General features: G+C 60.8%; 16 protein-coding genes and 1 pseudogene. 5 read left to right on the forward strand and 12 right to left on the reverse strand.

The genetic code is table 11. The features are described from left to right. The first annotated feature begins 6 nt into the window (after positions 1 to 6). Positions 7 to 507 (forward strand): Hcp family type VI secretion system effector, encoded by a 501-nt coding sequence (locus C3406_RS01310; protein WP_103824130.1) that lies wholly within the window; start codon positions 7 to 9, stop codon positions 505 to 507. Here the strand turns inward: C3406_RS01310 and C3406_RS01315 are convergent. Beyond that, positions 506 to 604 (reverse strand): annotated as a pseudogene (locus tag C3406_RS01315) (transketolase); the annotation flags it as partial. The gene C3406_RS01310 and the pseudogene C3406_RS01315 overlap by 2 nt on opposite strands. 174 nt (positions 605 to 778) lie before the next feature. Between C3406_RS01315 and C3406_RS01320 the strand changes: the two are divergent. Beyond that, complete coding sequence (locus C3406_RS01320; protein WP_103824131.1) at positions 779 to 1,732, forward strand: sugar-binding transcriptional regulator; 954 nt, start codon at positions 779 to 781, stop codon at positions 1,730 to 1,732. Between the two features lie 478 nt (positions 1,733 to 2,210). Here the strand turns inward: C3406_RS01320 and C3406_RS01330 are convergent, their stop codons facing one another. The 11 genes from C3406_RS01330 to hypA all read right to left on the reverse strand — a co-directional run bounded on the left by C3406_RS01330 (position 2,211) and on the right by hypA (position 12,985). Further along, positions 2,211 to 3,299 (reverse strand): ABC transporter permease, encoded by a 1,089-nt coding sequence (locus tag C3406_RS01330; RefSeq protein WP_103824133.1) that lies wholly within the window; start codon positions 3,297 to 3,299, stop codon positions 2,211 to 2,213. A gap of 1 nt (position 3,300) precedes the next feature. Next, complete coding sequence (locus C3406_RS01335) at positions 3,301 to 4,827, reverse strand: sugar ABC transporter ATP-binding protein (RefSeq protein ID WP_199182739.1); 1,527 nt, start codon at positions 4,825 to 4,827, stop codon at positions 3,301 to 3,303. Beyond that, complete coding sequence (locus tag C3406_RS01340) at positions 4,827 to 5,435, reverse strand: DUF2291 family protein (protein ID WP_103178587.1); 609 nt, start codon at positions 5,433 to 5,435, stop codon at positions 4,827 to 4,829. The genes C3406_RS01335 and C3406_RS01340 overlap by 1 nt, the downstream gene beginning before the upstream one ends. 11 nt (positions 5,436 to 5,446) lie before the next feature. Then, positions 5,447 to 6,388, reverse strand: a complete 942-nt coding sequence (locus tag C3406_RS01345; RefSeq protein ID WP_103824134.1) for a D-ribose ABC transporter substrate-binding protein — start codon at positions 6,386 to 6,388, stop codon at positions 5,447 to 5,449. Positions 6,389 to 6,523: 135 nt separating this feature from the next. After that, positions 6,524 to 7,168 carry an enterobactin synthase subunit EntD gene (gene entD, locus C3406_RS01350; protein WP_103824135.1) on the reverse strand — a complete coding sequence of 215 codons (645 nt, stop codon included), beginning with the start codon at positions 7,166 to 7,168 and terminating at the stop codon, positions 6,524 to 6,526. Positions 7,169 to 7,225: 57 nt separating this feature from the next. Next, positions 7,226 to 9,310, reverse strand: coding sequence for a formate hydrogenlyase transcriptional activator FlhA (gene flhA / locus C3406_RS01355; RefSeq protein WP_103824136.1), 2,085 nt, complete (start codon positions 9,308 to 9,310; stop codon positions 7,226 to 7,228). Between the two features lie 51 nt (positions 9,311 to 9,361). Next, the gene (gene hypE / locus C3406_RS01360; protein ID WP_103824137.1) at positions 9,362 to 10,372 is read right to left on the reverse strand and encodes a hydrogenase expression/formation protein HypE; all 1,011 of its coding nucleotides are present in this window, start codon (positions 10,370 to 10,372) and stop codon (positions 9,362 to 9,364) included. Further along, positions 10,369 to 11,490, reverse strand: a complete 1,122-nt coding sequence (gene hypD, locus C3406_RS01365; protein ID WP_103824138.1) for a hydrogenase formation protein HypD — start codon at positions 11,488 to 11,490, stop codon at positions 10,369 to 10,371. The genes hypE and hypD overlap by 4 nt, the downstream gene beginning before the upstream one ends. Then, positions 11,490 to 11,768 carry a HypC/HybG/HupF family hydrogenase formation chaperone gene (locus tag C3406_RS01370; RefSeq protein WP_103178593.1) on the reverse strand — a complete coding sequence of 93 codons (279 nt, stop codon included), beginning with the start codon at positions 11,766 to 11,768 and terminating at the stop codon, positions 11,490 to 11,492. The genes hypD and C3406_RS01370 overlap by 1 nt, the downstream gene beginning before the upstream one ends. After that, a complete protein-coding gene (hypB, locus tag C3406_RS01375; protein ID WP_103824139.1) occupies positions 11,759 to 12,631 on the reverse strand; it encodes a hydrogenase nickel incorporation protein HypB in 873 nt (290 codons plus the stop codon). Before hypB ends, C3406_RS01370 begins: the two co-directional genes overlap by 10 nt. A gap of 3 nt (positions 12,632 to 12,634) precedes the next feature. Beyond that, positions 12,635 to 12,985, reverse strand: a complete 351-nt coding sequence (hypA, locus tag C3406_RS01380) for a hydrogenase maturation nickel metallochaperone HypA (protein WP_103178595.1) — start codon at positions 12,983 to 12,985, stop codon at positions 12,635 to 12,637. Between the two features lie 233 nt (positions 12,986 to 13,218). On the opposite strand from hypA, the gene C3406_RS01385 reads away from it, so the two are divergent. The 3 genes from C3406_RS01385 to hycC all read left to right on the forward strand — a co-directional run bounded on the left by C3406_RS01385 (position 13,219) and on the right by hycC (position 16,189). Beyond that, complete coding sequence (locus tag C3406_RS01385) at positions 13,219 to 13,677, forward strand: transcriptional regulator (RefSeq protein ID WP_158250557.1); 459 nt, start codon at positions 13,219 to 13,221, stop codon at positions 13,675 to 13,677. A gap of 77 nt (positions 13,678 to 13,754) precedes the next feature. Continuing rightward, positions 13,755 to 14,360, forward strand: coding sequence for a 4Fe-4S dicluster domain-containing protein (locus C3406_RS01390; protein WP_103824141.1), 606 nt, complete (start codon positions 13,755 to 13,757; stop codon positions 14,358 to 14,360). Further along, positions 14,360 to 16,189 (forward strand): formate hydrogenlyase subunit 3, encoded by a 1,830-nt coding sequence (gene hycC, locus C3406_RS01395; RefSeq protein WP_103824142.1) that lies wholly within the window; start codon positions 14,360 to 14,362, stop codon positions 16,187 to 16,189. The genes C3406_RS01390 and hycC overlap by 1 nt, the downstream gene beginning before the upstream one ends. Position 16,190: the final 1 nt, after the last annotated feature.

Genomic DNA, 16,190 nt, shown 5'->3' on the forward strand with positions numbered 1-16,190 from the left:
ATAACGATGTCATTACCAGCTTATATGTATCTCTATGATGAAAATGGACAGCTGATCAAAGGCAGTTGTATGGCGCTGGACCGTGAGGGTGCAATTGAAATTATGAACAGCAGTTACGGTGTGTACCAGAACACATGCCGCAACACGGGTAAACTTATGGGTTCGCGCGAACACAACGCTTTTACCCTGCACAAAGAGATTGATAAAACCTCGCCATATTTTGCGGTTGCAGTCTGTCAAAGTAAGCGGCTGCAAAAGGCAGTAATACACTATTACGACATCAACGAGGCTGGCATTGAATACGAGATTTACAGAATTACGCTTACCAGCATTGTGATCATGTCAGTTAATGCTTCTCATGCTTATATCCCGGGTTCTCGCACGCCAGGAATGATGGAGAATATCGCAATCTCCTATTCAGGAATTGAGTGGTTTTATATCGAAGGGAATATCAAGTATGACGATGACTGGAGCCGCCCATTGGGTTACAACCAGCAGAAAAAATAGCATGGAACGCGGCTTCCCAGTTACTGCCCTCGGCCAGTTCACCATCCCTAATCACTACAAACACCCGACGTTGGCTATTGCTGCCTTGTGCCGTTAGTCGGCCCCTTAGCAGGGAGTGCAGCGCCATAACCGGGGTTTGTCTACGGTTTGAGCGGGCAAATTTCGAAGAAAGGAGAAAAGGATCACATTTGCCTGGCGGATCGGGCGGGCGCTTGCTTGTTAAATATTCAGTGATGAATAAAAATAACGACAGCCGATTAAGGGGAACGTTATGTCGAAACAGGATGAACAGCGATTGCTGGTGAAGATCGCCACACTTTACTACAGCGAGAATAAAAAGCAGTCCGAGATTGCCTCCCTGCTGCACCTCTCACAATCCTTCGTATCGCGGGCGCTGACGCGTTGCCAGAAAGAGGGGCTGGTCAAAATTACCGTCGTTCAGCCTACCAATATTTTTGTCTCGCTGGAAAAGGCGCTGGAGGAGCAGTACGGCATTCGACAGGCCATCGTGGTGGACGTGGGCGAGAACCCGTCCAGTGCCCAGATCAAGCACGCCATCGGCAGCGCGGCGGCGCACTATGTCGAAACCCGTCTGCGTCCGGAAGACCTGGTGGGGATCTCCTCCTGGAGCAGCACCATCCGCTGCATGGTGGATGAGATGCACCCGCAGAATATCCGCGCCGCGGGGGTGATCCAGCTTCTTGGCGGCGTGGGTCCCAACGGCAACGTGCAGGCGACCATTCTTACCCAGCAGCTGGCGGCGCATCTTGGCTGCCCGGCGTGGCTGTTGCCGTCGCAAAGTATTGAGCACTCGGTAGAGGAGCGCGCCCGGCTGGTGAGCAGCCCGGACGTGGCGGCGGTGGTGAGCAAATTTGCCGAAGTGGATGTGGCGATCGTCGGCATCGGCGAGCTGGAGCCGTCGCAGCTGCTGAAAAACTCCGGCAACTACTACAACGAAGAGATGCTCAAACTGCTGGCCGAACGCGGGGCGGTAGGGGATATCTGCCTGCATTACTACGATGCGAAAGGCGAGCCGGTGCTGAGTGCGGAAGAAGATCCGGTAATTGGTATGGAGCTGGCGCAGATCCGCGCCTGCCCGCAGGTAATCGCCCTCGCAGGTGGGGAAGAGAAACGCAACGCCATTCGCGGGGCGCTGGAAGGGAAGTACATCGATGTGTTAATCACCGATTACCCGACGGCGCGGAGTTTGTTGAAAGGGGTGTAAGCCCGATGGGTGAGGGGGAACATGCGACTGAGGTGATGGTTCCGTTCACCTTGCGTTCGCTGCTTCTCTGTAAACCACGTCACCGGTGAACGTGTTAAGGGGGCTATCGCCGCCCCCTTAACAATCCCGGCTCCCGGCAAGAAAATCGCCGCTTCGCGGATTGTTCGCCCCGTCCCTGGGGCTCACCCCTTCGGGGCCAGCGCAAGCGCTGTCCAAAATTGCTCCCGGCAATTTTGTCCTCAGCTTATTCCTTCAGGCTTTCGGGTCGGGCACCAGCCTGCATCCCTGCAGGCTATGCCCTCTCGGCGCGTCCCTGCGCCTCGCCCCGGCCTTCCGGAAACGCTTCGGCGATTTTCAGCCGGACCAGGGAGCCGCTGTAAGCCTTGTATTCTCCTGGAATTTTTTCATCGCTGGCTCAGTAGCTCTGTAGGCCGGGTAAGGCGAAGCCGCCACCCGGCATAAACCTCGCACAATGTCGCTACTTCCCTTCCATCACCGCCTTCTGCGCCACCACCGCCGCTTTCTGCTGCATCCGGTTTTGCATCTGGTCGATAATCACCGCCACGATAATCACAATCCCTTTGATCACCATCTGCCAGAACTCGCTCACCCCCATCATCACCAGGCCGTCGGCTAAAAAGCCGATGACGAAGGCGCCGATCAGGGTGCCGAGAATAGTGCCGCGGCCGCCGGCAAGCGAGGTGCCGCCCAGCACCACCGCGGCGATGGCGTTCATCTCAAAGGCGGTGCCGTTGGCCGGATGGCTGGCTAACAGCTGGGCGGAAACCACAATCCCGGCGATGGCGGCGCAGAACCCCGACAGGGTATAGACCAGCACTTTCACCTGCTTGACCCGCACCCCGGAGAGTTCTGCCGCGCGCTCGTTATCGCCGATGGCGTAGACGTGGCGGCCAAAGGGCAGGCGGCGGGCGATGTAGGCGATGACCAGCGCCAGCACGATCATCATCCAGATGGCCCACGGAATGCCGAGGAACGTGCCTGCGCCAATCTCATCAAAGCCGGTATTCCCCAGCTGCGGATTGCCGGAGAGCCCCGGGAAGGTCTGGCCGTCAGAGGTCAGCATCGACGCGCCACGCAGCACGTACATGGTGCCCAGCGTGCAGATAAAGGGCGCCACATTATAGCGGGTGATGATCCAGCCGTTCACCGCCCCTATCAGCGCGCCAATCAGCAGCACCACGGGCACAATCACCCACACGCTCGGGAAGATGGCGATGCCAAACATCGGCAGCACAATCCCTTTGGTGATCATCCACCCGGCAATCATCCCGCACAGCCCCAGGGTGGCGCCGATAGAAAGGTCGATCCCGGCGGTGATGATCACAAAGGTGATCCCCAGCGCCAGAAATGCGTTGATGGCGATATGCTTAATCATGATCACCAGGCTGCCGGTGGAGAGAAAGCCCGGCACGGTCATGGTGAAGAAGCCGACAATCAAAAACAGCGCAATGAAGGTGCGCATTTTCAGCAACAGCAGCAGAACATTTTCCCGGGAAAGCGCGGCCCCTTTATGCGGCGCCAGCGCGACAGACTGTGTCGTTTTCATCTTAGAACCCCTGAGCACTTGCGGTTACCAGTGCCGACTCTTCGGCCCGATCGCGAACAATATCGGCGGTCAGTTTGCCGCCGGACATCACCAGAATGCGGTCAGATACCGCCATAATCTCTTTCAAATCCGAGGTGGAGAAGACCACCGCGATCCCCTGCTCAGAGAGCTGCACCATCATGCGGAACACGTCCGCTTTGGCCCCCACGTCGATGCCGCGGGTCGGCTCATCAAGGAAGAGCACCTTCGGGTTGGTCAGCAGCGAGCGGCCAATCACCACCTTTTGTTGATTGCCGCCGCTGAGCGCCTGGATCTCTACTTCCGGGGTGGAGACCTTGATCGACAGATTGCCGATGGTGCTGGCGACCACCTGCTGCTCCGCCTTTTGCGCGATGGCAAAGCCGCGCTGCAGACGACGCCAGAGGCTGGCGATGGTCAGGTTGCTGGCCACCGACGAGCCGGGAAAAATGCCGGTGCGTTTGCGGTCTTCCGGCACCAGGCTCATCCCCATGCGGATACGCTCGGCGGTGGTTAAGCGCTGCGGCACCGGTTTACTGTCGAGCCACAGCTTGCCCAGATAGTTGCGCTCGGTGCCGAGCATGCATTCGAACAGCTCCGTGCGTCCGGCCCCCATCAGGCCGTAGATGCCGACGATCTCCCCGGCTTTGACCTGGAAGCTGACGTCGTTGACCACCGTATTCCCGGCAGCGTTGACGCAGGTGATGTGCTCCGCCTCCAGCACCGGCGCGCCGAAGGTGCGGCCCGGCTCAAGGAAGTTACTCACCGGGTCGCTGCCGAGCATCTCGCGCACAATCCACGGCACGTCGATATCCTGCACCTTCGCTTCGGCCTGGAATTTGCCGTCGCGCAGAATGGTGATCACATCGCCTATCGCCATCAGCTCTTCCAGCCGGTGGGAGATATAGATGATGGAGACCCCCTGACGGGTCAGCTCGCGGATCACCCGAAACAGGATCTCCACCTCGGTTTTACTCAGCGCCGAGGTGGGCTCGTCGAGGATCAGGATGTCGGCGTCCTCGGCCAGCGCCTTGGCGATCTCGATCAACTGCTGCTGTCCCACCTTCAGATTGCCCACCAGCTCCCGCGGGGAGATTGGCTGATCGAGGCGCTTCAGCAGCTCTGCGGTGCGGGCCTCCTGTTCCGCCTCGTTGATCGGCGTTATCCCTTTTTGCAGCTCGCGGCCAAGGAAGACGTTCTCCGCCACGTTGAGGTTCTCAAACAGGTTCAGCTCCTGGTGTACCATGCCAATGCCGTGGGCGGCGGCATCCCGGGTACTGGCGAACGAGACCTGTTTGCCGTTCAGCCACATCTCGCCGAGGCTGGGTTGCTGGACGCCTGCGAGGATCTTCATCAGCGTCGATTTCCCGGCGCCGTTCTCGCCGATAATCACGTTCACTTTGCCGCGCCAGACGCGGTAATCGACTTTATCCAGCGCCACGGTGCCGGGAAAGAGCATCGAGATCCCGCGGGTGCTGAGGATAATGTCGTCTGCCGGGGTATCGCTCATCACGGCGTCTCCTGTTTCAGTTCCAGCGCTGCCGCCTCATTCGCCTTGCCGCCCGTCAGGGTGGTGGCGAACAGCACGGTGGCATTTTTGCCGCTCCAGCTGTCGTCGATTTTCGGCAGATGCTTCGCCGCCTCGCGGTTCAGGGCGCGGGAGAGCTGGGCATACTGAACCTGGTTGGTAAATTCATCGAAGCGGAACCCGGCGGCGTCGCGGATGGCGTTGCCGCGCATCACCGGCCCGCTCTGGATCTCCACCGGCTGGCCGTTCACCGTCATCACCAGCTTCTGCTCACGCGCGTTGCTGGCATCCACGCGCTCCACCTTGCCGGTGAGGCGCACGAAGACGCTCTGCGGTGTGGCTGCGGGCGTGTTCAGCTGGGTGGAGAGGGCGCTGGCGTCCAGGGCATGATTTTTCGCGGCGTCGAGGATCCGCGGCTGCCAGGTTTGTTGCGCGATCTGCTGTGGGGTCTGGTTGTCAAAGCTCGCTTTGGCGTTGGGATCGGCAGGCATAATCGGCTTGCCGTTCTCATCCAGATCCACCACGGTGCAGGCCGTCAGCAACAGGGCGGCTGCGCCTGTCAGCGCGGCGCCCCATTGTGTTAATCGCATACTGCCTCCGCTTATTTGCTGAGGTTAAACAGGTTCAGCTTGCTGGCGTTGGATTCGTCGATGAGCACGCAGTCCATCAGCTGCTTCTCATCTTTTTGCGCTTTGCCGTTTTTCAGGTAGTAGTCGGCCTGCTCAACGGCCATCTGCGCCTGCTGCCAGCCTGGCTGCAGCACCGTGGCTTTGATGTTGCCGTTCTTCAGGATCGAGTCGCGGGTGTAGTCGCTGCCGTCAAAGCCGACCACAATCACGTTGTTCTTCCCGGCGGCCTTCAGGGCGGCTTCGGCGCCCAGCGCCATGGTGTCGTTACCGGAGATCACGCCCACGATATCGGGGTTGGTCTGCAGAATGGCCTCCATACGGGTAAAGGCTTCGGTCTGGCTCCAGTTGGCGGTCTGCTGCGCCACCATCTTCATGTCCGGGTAGTCGTCGATGACGTCGTGATAGCCCTGGGAGCGCACGTGGGCGTTGGTGTCCGACGGACGGCCCAGCAGCTCAACGTATTTCCCTTTGCCGTCCAGCAGCTTGACGAATTTCTCCGCACCGAGCTGCGCCCCCTGATAGTTGTTCGAGACAATCTGCGCTACCGCCACGCCGGTTTTGTTGATTTCACGATCGATCAGGAAAGCAGGGACGCCTGCCGCTTTGGCCTTCTCCAGCGGACCGACGGTGGCATCCGCCCCGGCGTTATCCAGGATGATCGCTTTCGCCTTGCGGGCGATAGCGGTTTCAATCAGCTGGTTTTGTTTGTTCACGTCATCGTCGTGCGAGGCGACAAGGGTGGTGTAGCCCAGCTCCTTTGCCTTCGCCGCCGCGCCGTCGGCTTCAGCCTTGAAGAACGGGTTGTCGTGTGAAGGGGTAATAATCGCAATGAGTCCGTTATCGGCGGCAAACAGGGAACCGGAAGCGGCGATCATTGAGGCCAGTAAAGCGGATTTTACAAAGGTCGTGTTCATTCTTTTTCTCCACATTGAATATTTATTCAATAATGATTTATTATTCAATGTAACGATAAGACTGCCTGATAAAACTGTCTACGGTTCAGGCAGCTAATTTGTTTAAAAGGAGAAAAGGATCACGATCCTGAGCAATTATTCATCACAAATCAGCGTCACGACCGTCGCGTCTTTACGCAGCCAGTGCGCGGTAAATACCTGATTTTGTGTGAAGGGAGGAAGTGGGCGGGTCAGCATTAAGGTCAGCGCGTCGGCAGTCAGGGAGGTGACGCGCGCGCATTCAAACCCCATCCACGCCTGTACCTGTGGGAAGAGCGCTTTAAACAGGCTCTCTTTGGCGCTAAACACCAGGGTGAAGGCGAGCGCGAAGGGTAAACCGCAGTCGGCCAGCACCTGGGCTTCAGCAGGATCAATCACGCCATCCTGAATCTCACGCGCTTCGTTTTCCGCGATAATCGCTTCGCAATCGATCCCCACAAGGCCATTATCGCGGCAAATCGCTACCGCCTGCGTGCCGCTGTGGGAGAGGCTGCCCCGCACCCCGGCAGGCCACAGCGGTTCGCCGCTGCTGCCGATGCCGGGAATGGCCTGCCGGTTCAGGGCATGAAAGGCGGCGATGCGCCCGGCCAGGTGGTCGGCTTTGCGTTTGCGTCCGGCGTCAGAGAGCTGGTGATGGTGCGGAAGCCAGAGCAGATCGGCCTCGGTGAAGGTGGCGGGCTCGAAGGTGACGCGGTGCACGGTCTGTCCGGCGAGAAGAAATGTGGCGTGGGTGGTCTGCATGTTCTTCTCGCGGTGGACAAAAGGAGCGCTATCTTAACCTGTTTGCGGCCCGGTTGCTCAAAGGAGGGCGTTTTTGTCGATCCCCAGGCGCTTCATGCGCGACAGCAGGGTGGTGCGTTTCAGCCCCAGACGCTGGGCTGCGCCTCGCGGTCCGGCGATCACCCCGTTGGTTTCTTTCAGCACCCGCACGATGTGCTGATACTCCTCCTCGCCTTCGCGGATATCGCTCACCACGGTCTCCGGCGCGGCACTGCTGGCGCGATGAAAATCGATATCCGGCATCGAAAGCTGCAGGACATTGCCGCGGGTGAGCAACACGGCACGCTCAATCACGTTTTCCAGCTCGCGCACATTGCCCGGCCACTCCATCCTGCTGAGCTGGCGCAGGGTCTCCGCCGGAATGCTGTCGATGTTGCGCCCCAGCCGGTGGGCAATCTTAAAGGTGAAAGATTTCACCAGCAGGGGAATATCTTCCGGGCGTTCGCGCAGCGGCGGCAGGAAGATCGGGAAGACGTTAAGACGATAGTAGAGATCGCTGCGGAATTCGCGGTCGGCCACCATCTGCGTCAGATCGCGGTTGGTGGCGGCAATCAGCCGCACGTCGGTGTGGATGATGCGGTTGCTGCCGAGGCGCTCAAACTCCTGCTCCTGGAGCACGCGCAGCAGCTTGGGCTGGAGCTCAATGGGCATATCGCCCACTTCATCCAGGAACAGGGTGCTTTTGTCCGCCAGTTCAAAGCGGCCAATGCGCTGGGCGCTGGCGCCGGTAAAGGCCCCGCGTTCGTGACCAAACAGATCGCTCTCCAGCAGCCCGGCAGGCATCGCCGCGCAGTTCATCTTCACCATCCGCCGATCGCGGCGCCCGCTCAGGTTATGAATGGCGCGGGCAATCAGCTCCTTGCCGGTGCCGGTCTCGCCGAGGATCAGCACGGTGCTGTTACTCTGGGCGACCATCTCCACCTGCTTCATTACCGTCATCATGGCGCTGCTGCGGCCAATGATTTCGCCAAAATCGGTGGCAACGTTGTTGATCTGTTCGGTCAGGGCCAGGTTTTCGTCGATCAACCGCTCCTTGAGATGGCTGATTTCCCGGTAGGAGAGGGCGTTATCCACGGCGATGGCGACACGTTCGGCAATCTGGTTCAGCAGCTTCAGATTGGACGGGGTAAACACCTGGGCTTTGCACTGCGCCAGCTTCAGGGTGCCCAGCACCCGGTCGCGGAACATCAGCGGGAACAGGCACAGGGTCTGATCCTGCTCGCCCCACATATCAAACAGCATGCGTTCGTAGGGGGCGTGCTGATCCCGGTGATGCAGGTTAAGCATCAGCATCTGCTTATTGCGCATCACTTTTTCAGACAGCGTGCCCTTTTCGTCCACCTCGCTCTGGTCGTGCAGGGGGGCCTCTTTATCGAGGTAGTGGGTGGAATAGACAAGGAGCTTCCCTTTGCGATCGCTGCGCAGCACCATGCTGATGGAGTCAATGCCGAAGTTGCGCTGGATCTCCTGCGCCACCTCCGACACCAGCTCATCAAGGTCGAGCTTCGACAGCACGGCGTTGGTGATCGCCACCAGCAGGCGAAAATCGTTACGCTCCCGCCACAGCAGGTCGTAGTTGTCGCTGTTGTGCAGCCGCGCCTGGATCTGCTCCACGGCCAGTCCGGCCGCCTGGGTCAGGGTTTGCAGGCGGGAAAAATCGCTGTCGCTCCAGGGCTTCTCCTGGGTGCGCAAAAACTCGCAGCCGCCGAAGATGCGGCCATCGGCGGCGATGGGCGTCAGGCAATAGTGAGCAAACGAGGGATAACGATCGAGGGCGGCAAGCTGCGGCCAGGTCTCGTTAAAGGTCGCCGCCGTGCAGTGCAGCACGTCCGGGCGGGAAAGCATGCGGCGAAAAGGGCCGCTCGCCAGCAGGGGCTCATCTTCGTAGCGGATATCACAGCCCTGTTCATCGGTGCTGTAGAGATAAACCCGGCGCGATTCAGACTGCCAGAGCAGAATATGGACGCTATCGGCGAGGTTTATCTGCCGGACATGCTGGGTCAGCGCCTGCGCCAGGGCGCAAAGATCGGTCTGTTGCAGCAAAGTACGGGTAATGTCGAACAATCCGTGATCGACAGGATCGTTGGTGGGTGTATACGACATGCGTTTTATCCAGAGTATCCAGAAAAATGAGAGACGAATGCGCCGCCCGGATCAGCAAATTCGCGGCAGTGGTTCGCTGTGGGGCAAATTCAGCGACCGTTTTACGCCGTAGAGTCCGGTAAGTCGTACCCCTTTGTGCTCAACCACCTCACCAATAATAGCGGCGTTCACGCCTAAAGGGTGTTCCCGCAGCCGGGCCAGCACCCGTTCGGCCGCCTGGCGTTCCACCACGATAGCCAGCTTGCCTTCGTTGGCGAAGTTGAGCGGATCAAGCCCCAGCAGCTCGCACGCGCCGCGCACGGCGGGTTTCACCGGCAGGCGGCCTTCTTCTATTTCAATCCCGCAGCCGCTGCTGGCGGCAAACTCATGGGCCACGGCGTTCACGCCGCCGCGGGTGGCGTCGCGCAGGGCTTTGATGCCGGGCTCGCCTCGCAGGGCCTGGATCAGCGGCGTCAGCACCGCGCAGTCGCTCTGCAGATCGCCCTCCAGACCTAACCCTTCGCGCAGGTTAAGGATGGTGGCGCCGTGATCGCCGAGCGTGCCGCTCACCAGCAGCACATCCCCGGCCTCAATCTGGCGCATGCCCCAGTTTACCCCCTCGGGCACTGAACCGATACCGGCGGTATTGATAAACACTTTGTCCGCCGCGCCGCGCGGTACCACCTTGGTATCGCCGGTGACGATGGTAATGCCCGCCGCCGCCGCGGTGGCGGCCATGCTGGTGACGATGCGCTCAAGGGTCGCCATCTCCAGCCCCTCTTCGAGGATAAAGCCGCAGGAGAGCCAGCGCGGGATCGCCCCGCTTACCGCGACATCGTTGGCGGTGCCGCAGATGGCCAGCTTGCCGATATCGCCCCCCGGAAAGAAGAGCGGGTCAATCACGTAGCTGTCGGTGGAAAAGGCCAGCCGGTCGCCGTGGGCGGTCAGCTCGTGTAGCGGGATTCGGGCCTGATCTTCCTGTTCGTCCAGCAGCGGGTTGGCGAAGGCGCGCATAAAGAGCTCGCCGATCAGCTGCTGCATCGCCTGTCCGCCGCTGCCGTGGGCGAGGGTTATCTGTTTCAACTTTCACACTCCTGAGAACGGTACTGATACCAGGCGCTGCACGCCCCTTCTGACGAGACCATCAGCGCGCCAAAGGCGCTTTGTGGCGTACATTTGCCGCCAAACAGCGGGCACTGCGCCGGTTTACAGCGCCCGGTGAGCACCTCGCCGCAGCGCGCCTCGGGATCGTCGCAAATCTGTTGCGCCCGGGGGCGGAAGTGACGCTCGGCGTCAAACTGACGATACGCTTCGGTGAGATGCACACCGGAGTGCGAAATTACCCCCAGCCCGCGCCACTCGCTGTCGCCTTCAATGCCGAACACCTCGGCGATGGCCGCCTGGGCCACGGCGTTGCCCCCTTCCGGGACGATACGGCGATACTGATTTTCGACCTGGCTTATGCCGGCAATCTTCTGCTCCACCAGCATCAGCACCCCCTGCAGCATATCCACCGGTTCAAAACCGGCCACCGCCAGCGGGCGCTGATGTTCGGCGGCGATAAAGTCGTAAGCATGGGTGCCAATCACCATGCTGACGTGCCCCGGCGCCAGGAAGGCGTCGATGCCATTTTCCGGCTGCGCCAGCAGGCTTTTCAGCACCGGGATCAGCGTGATGTGCTGGCAGAAAAAGAAGAAGTTCTGCACGTTAAGCGCTTTTGCCTGGCGCAGGGTCAGGGCGGTGGCGGGCATAGTGGTTTCAAACCCCAGCCCGAAGAAGACCACCTTGCGATCCGGGTTCTGCCGGGCCAGCTTCAGCGCATCGGCGGGGGAGTAGATGATCCGCACATCCGCGCCGCGCATGCGGGCGTCCAGCAGTGAGCCATTTTGCCCCGGCACCCGCATCGCATCGCCGAAGGTGCAGAAGATCACCTCCGGATGGCTGGCGATTTCGATACAGGTATCGATCCGCCCCATCGGCAGGACGCAGACCGGACAGCCGGGGCCGTGAATAAACTCGATGTTGTCGGGCAGGAGCTGATCCAGCCCGAACTTAAAGATGGCGTGGGTGTGACCGCCGCACACCTCCATAATGCGTAGCGGACGGGCAGCGGTGTAGGCCAGCAGCCCGGCCCGGGCCTTCAGGGCCTCGATCAGCTGCATTACCTTTTGCGGGTCGCGGTATTCATCAACAAAGCGCATCAGCGGGGCTCCTCGCCAAACAGCAGCGGGCCAACGTCCGGCTCCACCTCAAACATGTTTTGCAGGGCGGCGAGGGTATCCAGCGCCTCCTCTTCGTTAATCACGCTCATGGCAAAGCCGACATGCACCAGCACCCACTGGCCGAGACGGCTCTGGCCCTTTTCGTCGCAATCGCCAACAAGGGTGAGATCCACATCGCGCAGTACACCGCACACCTCCACGCTGGCCTGCATGCCGTCATGGATGGCGCTGATTTTTCCAGGAATGCCTATGCACATCGCTGCGCCTCCAGCCAGTCGAGCCAGGCGTCCATCCCGTCGCCGCGGATGGCGGAGACCAGCAGAATCGCAATCTCCGGGTTCACTTCCCGGGCGGCGGCGAGGCATTTCTCCACGTCAAAATTCAGATAGGGCAGCAGGTCGACCTTGTTCAGCAGCATCAGCGAGGCGGCGGCGAACATGTGCGGATACTTCAGTGGCTTATCCTCGCCTTCGGTAACGGAGAGCACCGCTACCTTATGGCGCTCGCCAAGATCGAAGCTCGCCGGGCAGACCAGGTTGCCGACGTTCTCAATAAACATAATGCCGCCATCCTCCAGCGGCAGGCGCGCCATCGCATCCGCGATCATCTGCGCGTCGAGATGGCAGCCCTTGCCGGTGTTGACCTGGATGGCGGGGGTGCCGGTGGCGCGGATCCGCTCGGCGTCGTTCACCGTCTGCTGATCGCCCTCGATCACCGCGCAGGGTACGCGCTGCTGCAAACGTTTTAAGGTCTCGGTCAGCAGGGTGGTTTTACCGGAGCCGGGGCTGGAGACCAGGTTCAGCGCCAGCTGGTTGCGGGCGCTGAACTGCGCGCGGTTGCGCCGGGCCAGGTCGTTGTTTTTGCCCAGCACGTCCATCTCGATCTCCACCATTTTGCGCTGGCTGAGGCCGGGAGCATGGGTGCCCGCCTCGCCGTGGCCGTAATCCAGCTGGCCTGCCAGTGGCTCTGTCGGGGTAAAAGCCTGAGCGTCCACGCGGGTGATGCGCAGCGCCGGACGGTGTGCCGGCGCAAAGGGGGCGCTGCGAAAAGCGGAGTGAGGATTATGCTCATCGCCTTCAATATAAAGGTTGCCCTGATCGCAACCGCAGGTGGTACACATGGTTTACTCCTGTTCAATTTCCAGACGCGTGATATGCAGCCCGTCGTCGGCGACGATATTCAGGTTCGCCCCGCCGCACTGCGGGCAGCGTCGTACGCGGTGGGTCACCAGCTCGACGTAGGCTTTGCAATCCTGACACCAGCATTCCGCCTGCTGCTCTTCGAGATGCAGGGCGCAGCCTTCGGCGACCGTCTCTCGGCACACCAGCTCAAAGCAAAACTGCAGGGCGCTGCTCTCCACGCAGGAGAAGGCGCCGACGCGCAACCAGACGCCCGTCACGCGTTTCGCCTGATGCTGGTGAGCCTGTTTTTCGATCAATTCCAGCGCCTGCTGGCAGAGGGTGATTTCGTGCATTGTGCTGTTCCCGGTAAAGTCTGGCCGGATTAAGCAATATTGATGCCATCTTTTAGCGGAGGGGTGGCGAGAGCGGACAGGCCGCACGGTCAAAGATGACGAAATGACATGTCATTTTTTGTGATCCCAACGGCTTTAAAAATCATTTTATTTAAAATTCAATAAATTAAAAAATGGCACGAAACGTGCTTAAGGGAGCGAACTCTTTACACATTACGCATCAGGTACGTCACATGACACTTTCCGAATTAAGTGAGAAGGCCACCATCATTGCCGGACAGCAGCGGGTGCTGCGATCCCACTGGAACCACTACGGCAATTCGTTGATTCAGGCCATCACCCTCTCTAAAGCCAGCCTGCACCTTACCGTGGGCTGCCACACCGACAGCGGGCTCGGCTTCTGGCTGTTCGAGCACTTCCTTATCCGCGTCACGCCGGAGCAGGCGTTCAACGGGCATATCTTCAATTACACCGTTGAAGAGCGCGATAACCCCGAAACCGTGCTGATTGGCCGCGCCCGTCTCGGTGACGACGGCATGCTGGATGGCGAGATCAACATCGACCAGCGTGAGGCGGTGCTGAACCATTTCCTGAACAAAATCAGCGGAGTTTACGCCGCGATCTGGCAGGCAACGCAGCGCGGCGAATCCCTGACCCTCGCCGTCCTCGCGCAGCACCACGCTGCGGTCTGAGCCGGGTGTCGACAGGTGTCGAAAATGACACTTCCGCCCGTTTTTCGTCAAAAATGACTATCACCAGAGGAAACCAGGTGAATCGTTTTGTAATTGCTGATCCCTCGCTCTGTATCGGCTGCCACACCTGTGAGGCGGCCTGTTCAGAAAACCATCGCCAGCATGGCCTGCAAAGCCAGCCGCGGCTGAAAGTGATGCGTAACAGTAAAGACTCCGCGCCGCAGCTCTGTCATCACTGCGAAGACGCCCCCTGCGCCCAGGTCTGCCCGGTCAACGCCATTACCCGCGTTGACGGCGCTATCCAGCTCAATGAAAGCCTGTGCGTCAGCTGCAAGCTGTGCGGCATCGCCTGTCCGTTTGGCGCCATTGAGTTTGCCGGCAGTCGCCCGCTGGCGATCCCCGCCAACAGCAACACCCCTAAAGCGCCGATGGCGCCCCCGGCTCCGGCCCGCGTCAGCCCGTTCCTCGACTGGGTGCCGGGCGTGCGCGCCATCGCGGTGAAGTGCGACCTGTGCCACTTCGATCCGGACGGCCCGGCGTGCGTACGCACCTGTCCGACCAAATCCCTGCGTCTGGTGAATAACCAGGATATCGCCCGTGCCAGCAAGCGTAAACGCGAGCTCACTATCAATACGGATCTGGGCGATCTGTCGTTGTTCCAGTCGCAACAAGGAGAGCGCTGATGACTGTTTTTTCGTTAATTAACCAGGCGCTGGGCTGGTACCTCGTCAGCGCCGTGCTGGCGCTGGTGTTCAGCGCCAACCGCACCCTTAGCGGCGCCATTACCGGCTTTGGCGGGGCGATTGCCAGCGCCCTGGCGGTGACGGCAGGAGGAGTTGCGCTGCTGGCCGCGCCGCACCTCCCACAGACGGGGGAGATCGCCTGGCTTCACGTCAACATCCAGATGAGCGGCATCCAGGCGGTGTGGCTTATCGCCATCGGCCTGCCGGCGCTGCTCATCAGCCTGTTTACCGTCGCCTGGCATCGCCACCCGCAGGCCAAAAGTAACGGCCTGCTGACCAACCTGCTGATGGCCGCCGCCGTCGCCGCCATCATGGTCGATAACCTCGGCTGGCTTGTGATGATGGCGGAGATCATGGCCCTGTGCGGCGCGTTTCTTACCGGCTGCGCCCAGTCCGGCAAGCTCTGGTTTGTGCTGGGACGTCTGGGGACGCTGCTGCTGGCCTTCGCCTGCTGGCAGGCGTGGCGCTACTACGGCACCCTGGACTTCGCGGCGATGGGGGCGATGGCCTCAGACCAGGCGCCGGGGGCCAGCATCTGGCTGCCGGGTCTGGCGGGCTTTGGCCTGCTGGCGGGGGTGATCCCGCTGCACGGCTGGGTACCCCAGGCGCATGCGAACGCCAGCGCGCCTGCTGCGGCGCTCTTCTCCACGGTGGTGATGAAGGTGGGCCTCTACGGGATGCTGACCATCGCGCTTTGCGGGGCGCTGCCGCCGCTGTGGCTCGGGGTGCTGCTGCTGGTGATGGGCATGATCACCGCCTTTGTCGGCGGACTCTATGCCCTGATGGAGCACAACATCCAGCGCCTGCTGGCGTACCACACCCTGGAGAACATCGGCATTATCCTGCTCGGCCTGGGGGCAGGGGTGACCGGCATCGCGCTGCAAAGCCCGCTGCTCGTGGCGCTGGGCTTTACCGGCGGGCTCTATCACCTGGTGAACCACGGCCTGTTTAAAACCACGCTCTTCCTCGGCGCGGGCGCGGTGTGGTATCGCACCGGCCATCGCGATATCGAGAAGCTGGGCGGCATCGGCAAAAAAATGCCGCTCATCTCCCTGGCGATGCTGGTGGGGCTGATGGCGATGGCGGCGCTGCCGCCGCTGAACGGGTTTGCCGGGGAGTGGGTGATCTATCAGTCCTTCTTTAACCTCGGCACCCACGATGCCTTTGTTGCCCGCCTGCTGGGGCCACTGTTGGCTACGGGGCTGGCGATCACCGGCGCGCTGGCGGTGATGTGTATGGCGAAAGTCTACGGCGTCACCTTCCTCGGCGCACCGCGCACCCCGGAGGCGGAAAACGCCTGCTGCGCCCCGTGGCTGATGACCGCCAGCACCGTGCTGGCGGCGCTCTGCTGCGTGGCGGGCGGCGTAGCCGCGCCGTGGCTTCTGCCGATGATCGGCCACCTGTTCCCGGTGAACGGCGGAACGGTAAACACCGTCTCCCAGCCGATGATCACTCTCCTGCTGCTGGCGGGGCTGCTGCTGCCCTTTATCGTGCTGGTGCTGTTCAAAGGCAACCGCCTGGCGAACCGCGCCCGCGGCTTTGCCTGGGTCTGCGGCTATGACCACGAGCAGTCGATGGTCATTACCGCCCACGGCTTCGCCATGCCGGTGAAAGAGTCTTTCGCGCCGGTGCTGAAGCTGCGCAAATGGCTCAACCCGGTTCGCTTTATCCCCGGCTGGCAGTGCGACTGCACCGCCGTGTTGTTCCACCGTATCGCCCTGATTGAGCTGGCGGTGCTGGTGGTTGTCGTTATCTCCCGAGGAGCCTGAA

Source organism: Leclercia sp. LSNIH8 (genome assembly GCF_002920195.1).
Classification (GTDB): Bacteria; Pseudomonadota; Gammaproteobacteria; order Enterobacterales; family Enterobacteriaceae; genus Enterobacter.

What these genes read in the sequence shown, in the direction of transcription:
- C3406_RS01310 (WP_103824130.1), top strand. Translation starts at nt 7, where the DNA reads ATGTCATTACCAGCTTATATGTATCTCTATGATGAAAATGGACAGCTG.
- C3406_RS01320 (WP_103824131.1), top strand. Translation starts at nt 779, where the DNA reads ATGTCGAAACAGGATGAACAGCGATTGCTGGTGAAGATCGCCACACTT.
- C3406_RS01330 (WP_103824133.1), bottom strand. Translation starts at nt 3,299, where the DNA reads ATGAAAACGACACAGTCTGTCGCGCTGGCGCCGCATAAAGGGGCCGCG.
- C3406_RS01335 (WP_199182739.1), bottom strand. Translation starts at nt 4,827, where the DNA reads ATGAGCGATACCCCGGCAGACGACATTATCCTCAGCACCCGCGGGATC.
- C3406_RS01340 (WP_103178587.1), bottom strand. Translation starts at nt 5,435, where the DNA reads ATGCGATTAACACAATGGGGCGCCGCGCTGACAGGCGCAGCCGCCCTG.
- C3406_RS01345 (WP_103824134.1), bottom strand. Translation starts at nt 6,388, where the DNA reads ATGAACACGACCTTTGTAAAATCCGCTTTACTGGCCTCAATGATCGCC.
- entD (WP_103824135.1), bottom strand. Translation starts at nt 7,168, where the DNA reads ATGCAGACCACCCACGCCACATTTCTTCTCGCCGGACAGACCGTGCAC.
- flhA (WP_103824136.1), bottom strand. Translation starts at nt 9,310, where the DNA reads ATGTCGTATACACCCACCAACGATCCTGTCGATCACGGATTGTTCGAC.
- hypD (WP_103824138.1), bottom strand. Translation starts at nt 11,490, where the DNA reads ATGCGCTTTGTTGATGAATACCGCGACCCGCAAAAGGTAATGCAGCTG.
- C3406_RS01370 (WP_103178593.1), bottom strand. Translation starts at nt 11,768, where the DNA reads ATGTGCATAGGCATTCCTGGAAAAATCAGCGCCATCCATGACGGCATG.
- hypB (WP_103824139.1), bottom strand. Translation starts at nt 12,631, where the DNA reads ATGTGTACCACCTGCGGTTGCGATCAGGGCAACCTTTATATTGAAGGC.
- hypA (WP_103178595.1), bottom strand. Translation starts at nt 12,985, where the DNA reads ATGCACGAAATCACCCTCTGCCAGCAGGCGCTGGAATTGATCGAAAAA.
- C3406_RS01385 (WP_158250557.1), top strand. Translation starts at nt 13,219, where the DNA reads ATGACACTTTCCGAATTAAGTGAGAAGGCCACCATCATTGCCGGACAG.
- hycC (WP_103824142.1), top strand. Translation starts at nt 14,360, where the DNA reads ATGACTGTTTTTTCGTTAATTAACCAGGCGCTGGGCTGGTACCTCGTC.